Here is a 5,406-nt window from a genome sequence, read left to right as displayed (position 1 = left end):
TCCAGCAGCAGGCCCAGCGTGGCATCGGGCTCGCGCCCCAGCCGGCGCCGGGCCTCGTCGCGCAGGCCATGCAGGGCAGCGAGGTTGTCGGCGTCCATGGCCAGGACATGGTCGAAGTCTGCGAAGTCGCGCCAGGTCGCCTGGCGTGCGCGCAGCGCCGACAGGTCATAGCCGCGCACGCGGGCGTGCTGCTGCGAGCGCGCATCGGGCGCCTTGCCGGTGTGCCAGGCCGCGGTGCCGGCAGAGTCCGCCTGCAGCATGCCGCCCCAGCCGGCCTGCTCGGCCTTGCGGCGGAACACGCCTTCCGCGGTCGGCGAACGGCAGATGTTGCCGAGGCAGACGAACAGCACCCGCACGGGGCGCTCCCCGCCCTGCCCGGCCGCGGTCATGCTCACGCGGCGGTCCCGCCGGCACGCGCGGCCAGCACGGCGCGCACGCGGTCGAGGTCGGCCTGGGTGTCGACACCCGGCGGCAGCTCGGCGGCGGCGACATCGACATGGATCTTCACGCCGCGGTAGAGCGCGCGCAGCTGCTCCAGGCTCTCGACCTGCTCGATCAGCGCCGGCGGCCAGGACACGTAGTCGTGCAGGAAGCCGACGCGGTAGGCGTAGATGCCGAGATGGCGCAGGTACAGCGACAGCGCCTCGGGCGGCAGCTGCTCGCGGCTGATCGCGAAGGCATCGCGCGCCCAGGGCAGCGGCGCCCGGCTGAAGTACAGCGCGTGGTCATCGACGTCGCGCACCAGCTTGACGATGTTCGGGTTGAACAGCTGCTCGGCGTCGTGCAGCGGCTCGGCCAGGGTGGCGATGCCGGCGGCATCGGCCTGGCGCAGGTTGTCGGCGACCTGGTTGATGACCGCCGGCGGGATCAGCGGCTCGTCGCCCTGGACATTGACCACGATGTCATCGTCGCCCCAGCCGAAATGGGCGGCGACTTCCTGCAGGCGGTCGGTGCCGGACGGATGGTCGGCGCGGGTCATCACCACCGGGGCACCGAGCTCGCGCAGCACCGCCTCGATGCGGGCGTCGTCGGTGGCAACCACGACTTCGCTGGCCGCGCTTTCCAGCGCACGCTCGTAGACATGCACGACCATGGGCTTGCCGCAGATGTCCAGCAGCGGCTTGCCGGGCAGGCGGCTGGAACCGTAGCGGGCGGGAATGACGACGCGAAAGCTCATGACAGGGTTCCTTGCGGTGTTCGGCGAAATCAGGGGATCAGCGGCCGCGGCTGGGCGGCAGCGACTCGTCGAGGCCGAGGCGGCGGGCCTCGCCTTCGAGCATGACGGGAATGTCGTCACGGATCGGGAAAGCCAGCGCGTCGGCGCGGCAGATCAGCTCGGCGCGCGCGGCATCGTGCTGCAGCGGCCCCTTGCAGAGCGGACAGGCCAGTATGGCCAGCAGCTTCTTGTCAGGCATCAGAGGGTCTCCAGTCGGCCAGGCGCGAATGCAGCGCCTGCCAGAAATCTGCCGGCAGCATAGCCTGAACCGGCACGAACCAGCTATCCGGCGGTGCGATGCCGGCGCATTTCACCGCATCCTTCTCGGTCATGACCAGCGGCAGCGGCGGCGTGAAACGCAGCTCTTCCGCCCGGTAGGCATGGTGGTCGGGAAAGGCGTGCGGCACCGGTGCGTAGCCCTGCGCCGCCAGCATGGCGAAAAAGCGTGGCGGATGGCCGATACCGGCCACCGCGTGCACCCGCGCCGGCGGCTGCGGCGCCTGGCCGGCGGCGGCAGACCGGGCGGCAGCTCCGGCAGCAATCGCAGTACCTGCCACGGGACCGGTGCTGCCGGCAGTCGCTACCGGCAGCCATTCACCGGGCTCCAGCAGCATGGTCACGGCGGCGGCCGGCGGTTCGCCGGCGGCCAGCCAGTCACCGTTGATGACGCGGAAATCGACCTCGGCCAGCCGCGACGGCGGCTCGCGCAGCGGGCCGGCCGGCAGCGGCAGGCCGGAGCCCAGGCCACGGCGGCCGTCGATGACGGCGATCTCGATGTCGCGCGCCAGGGCGTAGTGCTGCAGGCCGTCGTCGCAGATCACCAGGTCGCAGTCGGCGCCGGCCAGCAGATGCCGTACGCCGCGCGCGCGCTGCGGGTCCACCACCACCGGCACGCCGCTGCGGCGCGCCAGCAGCAGCGGCTCGTCGCCGACCACGGCGGCATCGGCATCGGGCAGGACAAGGCAGGGATAGGTGGCGCGGCCGCCATAGCCGCGGCTGACGATGCCGGGGCGCCAGCCTGCAGCGCGCAGCTGCTCGACCAGGGCCAGCGTCAGCGGCGTCTTGCCGGTGCCGCCGACGGTGATGTTGCCGACCACGATGACCGGCACCGGCGCCCGCCAGGACGTGCGGCGGCCATCACGCCAGGCCGCGCGGCGGCGGGCGGCGACCGCCTCGAACAGCCGGCCCAGCGGCAGCAGCAGGCGAAACAGCGGGTGCCCGTCATGCCAGCGCTCAGCCCAGCTCGCCATGGCCCCCGTCCTCGCTGAAGCGGCGGCTGTGCAGCTGGGCATAGACGCCGTCACGCGCCAGCAGCTCGGTGTGGGTGCCCTGCTCCACGATGCGACCCTGATCCATGACCACGATCAGGTCGGCGTTCTCGATGGTCGACAGCCGGTGCGCGATGACCAGCGTGGTGCGGTTCTGCATGACCCGCTCGAGCGCGGCCTGGATGAAGAACTCGGACTCGTTGTCGAGCGCGCTGGTGGCCTCGTCGAGGATCAGGATGGGCGCATCCTTGATCATGGCGCGGGCGATCGCCAGGCGCTGGCGCTGGCCGCCGGAAAGCTGGGTGCCGTCCTGGCCGATGCGGGTGTCGTAGCCGTCCGGCAGCTTGCGCACGAACTCGTCGGCATAGGCGGTCTGGGCGGCATGCTCGACCGCTTCGCGCGGCAGGTCACGCCAGGCGCCGTAGGCGATGTTGTTGGCCACGGTGTCGTTGAACAAAATCACCTTCTGATTCACCAACGCGATCTGGCGGCGCAGGTCACCCACCGGATAGTCGGTGATCGGGTGGCCGTCGACCAGCAGCTCGCCGGACTGGGCATCGTGGAAGCGTGGCAGCAGGCCCACCAGCGTGGACTTGCCGGAGCCAGAGCGACCGACGATCGCCACAGTCTGACCCGGCTGCACATGCAGGGAAAAATTCTTTAGCACAGGCTGACCAGGCTCATAACCAAAGCTGATGTCACGAAACTCGATTTCCCCAGTCAAACGACCAGCCACACGCGTACCACCCGAAGGTTCGGACACCTCATCAATGACCTCGAAAACCGACTGGGCAGCGGTGATGCCGCGCTGCAGCTTCTCGTTGACCTCGGTCAGCGCCTTGATCGGGTTGGCGAGCAGACCGGCGGCAGTAAGGTAAGCCACGAACTCGCCTGGCGAGGTGTTACCGGAAATGCCTGGCTGCAGCGCCACCCAGATCACGCCGGCCATGGCCATGGCCATGAGCAGCTGCACCAGCGGCGTGTTGATGGCGCTGGTGACCACGATCTTCATGGAGTTCTTCAGGTTGGACAGCGAAGCGCGGTCGAAGCGGTCGCGCTCGTAGGCCTCGCCGCCGTAGGTCTTGACCACCACATAGCCGTTGATGGCCTCGCCGGCGATATGGTTGAGATCGCCCATGGCCATCTGCACCTTTTTCGACAGCTTGCGGAAGCGCTTGCTCGCGGTACGCACCAGCAACGCCGCGAACGGGCCGACGATGAGCAGCGACAGCGACAGCTTCCAGTTGGTCCAGAACAGGTAGATCACCAGGCCGATGACGATGGCGCCCTCGCGCACGATGGTCTTGATGGCATCGGTGGCGGCCGAGGTCACCTGTTCGACGTTGTACATGAGCTTGGCGGTGATGTGACCAGGCGAGTTGTCGCTGAAATAGCGCGCCGGCAGCGTCATGATCTTCTCGAACAGCTGCATGCGCAGGGCGTAGACAACGTGGCGCGCGACCATGGACATGTAGTACGTGCCCATGAAACTGCCGACGCCGCGCACCACGAACAGGCCCACGATCAGAAGCGGAAAAAGGTTCTTGGAGCTCTGGTCGCGTGCCTCGATGGCGGTGATGATGTACTTCAGCAGCTGGGCCGCGGCCCATTGCGTCTGGGCGTTGAGGATGAAACCGACCACGGCCAGCGCGAACAGCTTCCAGTGCTTTCGGGTGTAGCCCAGCAGGCGCTTGTAGGACAGCCAGCTGCTGGTGGCCGGCACGGCGGCCGGTGTCGCGGATGCAGTCATGCAGGATGGCTCGGGTCAGGGTGTCGTGGGTGTGCTTGCATTCTGCGTGCCGATGCCGAGGTTGCGGAAGCCCAGCTGTCCGGCCAGGTCCATGGCCGTGACCACGGACTGGTGCGGCGCCTTGCCATCGGCCGAGATCACGAACTGCTGGTCGCGGCTGTCGCCGGCCGCCGCGACGATGGCCGCGCGCAGCGCCTCCGGCGTGGCCGCCGCCAGCACCTGGCCATTGACGGCGTAGTGCCCGCGGGCATCGACCGCGACCTCCAGCGGCTTCGCCTTGGCGGCGGCTGCCGTGCCGTCGGCCTGCGGCAGCTGCACCTGCAGCTTGCCGGTCTTGGCGAAGGTGGTGGTGAGCAGGAAGAATACGATCAGGAACAGCAGACAGTCGATCAGCGGCAGGAGGTTGATCTCCAGCGGGTCCTGCGCGGGGCGCTTGAACTTCACGCATCCACCTCGCGCACATCGACCTCGCGGTCGCCGTGCAGCATGTCGACCAGCTTCACCGCCTGCTGCTCCATGGACACCGTCAGGGTCTGGATATGGCGCAGGTAGTAGCGGTGCATGATCATGGCCGGGATCGCCACGGCAATGCCGCTGGCGGTGGTGACCAGCGCCTTGGAGATGCCGCCGGCCAGCGCCGTGGGGTCGCCGATGCCGCCGGCGGTGACCACCAGGAAGGCGTCGATGATGCCGACCACGGTGCCGAGCAGGCCGAGCAGGGGCGAGATCAGCGCGATGGTGCCGAGCAGCGACAGGTAGCGCTCGAGCTCGTGCACCACCGGCGTGGCGGCGTTCTCGATGGCCTCCTTGGTCATTTCACGGCCGTGGCGGGCGTTGACCAGGCCGGCGGCCAGCAGCGCGCCCAGCGGCGAACCGGCCTGCAGATTGCGCAGTGCCTCGCCCTTGAGCTCGCCGGCCTGGAGCTGGGTCCAGACATCGGCCAGCAGATCGGGCGGCGCCACCCGGCGGCTGCGCAGGGTCCAGGCACGCTCGAGAATGATGGCCAGGGCCAGGACGGAAGCCAGCAGCAGCGGCACCATCAGCCAGCCGCCCGATTTCACCATCTCCAACACGGGAACTACTCCTTTCGCTTTGGTCGCTACTCTACGGGAACACCCGCAGGGCGCCAAGCGGCGATGCCGTCATTCGGCCGGACCTGCCCTGTCCCGGCA

7 protein-coding genes are annotated in these 5,406 nt (G+C 68.9%); all 7 read right to left on the bottom strand.

Annotated features, from left to right (window positions below; translation table 11 throughout):
- Window positions 1-389 (bottom strand): low molecular weight phosphotyrosine protein phosphatase (locus C5O18_RS06055; RefSeq protein WP_241146758.1); only part of this gene is annotated, 389 nt, incomplete at its 3' end.
- 2 nt (window positions 390-391) lie between these two features.
- Window positions 392-1,177, bottom strand: coding sequence for a 3-deoxy-manno-octulosonate cytidylyltransferase (gene kdsB / locus C5O18_RS06050; protein WP_105192381.1), 786 nt, complete (start codon window positions 1,175-1,177; stop codon window positions 392-394).
- A 37-nt stretch (window positions 1,178-1,214) separates the two neighbouring features.
- Window positions 1,215-1,415 (bottom strand): Trm112 family protein, encoded by a 201-nt coding sequence (locus C5O18_RS06045; RefSeq protein ID WP_105192379.1) that lies wholly within the window; start codon window positions 1,413-1,415, stop codon window positions 1,215-1,217.
- Window positions 1,408-2,466, bottom strand: a complete 1,059-nt coding sequence (lpxK, locus tag C5O18_RS06040) for a tetraacyldisaccharide 4'-kinase (RefSeq protein ID WP_105192377.1) — start codon at window positions 2,464-2,466, stop codon at window positions 1,408-1,410. Before lpxK ends, C5O18_RS06045 begins: the two co-directional genes overlap by 8 nt.
- Window positions 2,450-4,234, bottom strand: coding sequence for a lipid A export permease/ATP-binding protein MsbA (gene msbA, locus C5O18_RS06035; protein ID WP_105192375.1), 1,785 nt, complete (start codon window positions 4,232-4,234; stop codon window positions 2,450-2,452). Before msbA ends, lpxK begins: the two co-directional genes overlap by 17 nt.
- Before the next feature lie 15 nt (window positions 4,235-4,249).
- Window positions 4,250-4,678: an ExbD/TolR family protein gene (locus C5O18_RS06030; protein WP_105192373.1), complete on the bottom strand. Its 429-nt coding sequence runs from the start codon at window positions 4,676-4,678 to the stop codon at window positions 4,250-4,252.
- Complete coding sequence (locus tag C5O18_RS06025; RefSeq protein ID WP_241146757.1) at window positions 4,675-5,298, bottom strand: MotA/TolQ/ExbB proton channel family protein; 624 nt, start codon at window positions 5,296-5,298, stop codon at window positions 4,675-4,677. Before C5O18_RS06025 ends, C5O18_RS06030 begins: the two co-directional genes overlap by 4 nt.
- Between the last annotated feature and the right edge of the window lie 108 nt (window positions 5,299-5,406).

Source organism: Amnimonas aquatica, from assembly GCF_002943415.1.
GTDB classification, from domain to species: Bacteria; Pseudomonadota; Gammaproteobacteria; order Pseudomonadales; family Moraxellaceae; genus Perlucidibaca; species Perlucidibaca aquatica_A.
The sequence above is the reverse complement of the archived record's forward strand: the minus strand, read 5'-3'. Positions and strand labels throughout refer to the sequence as shown.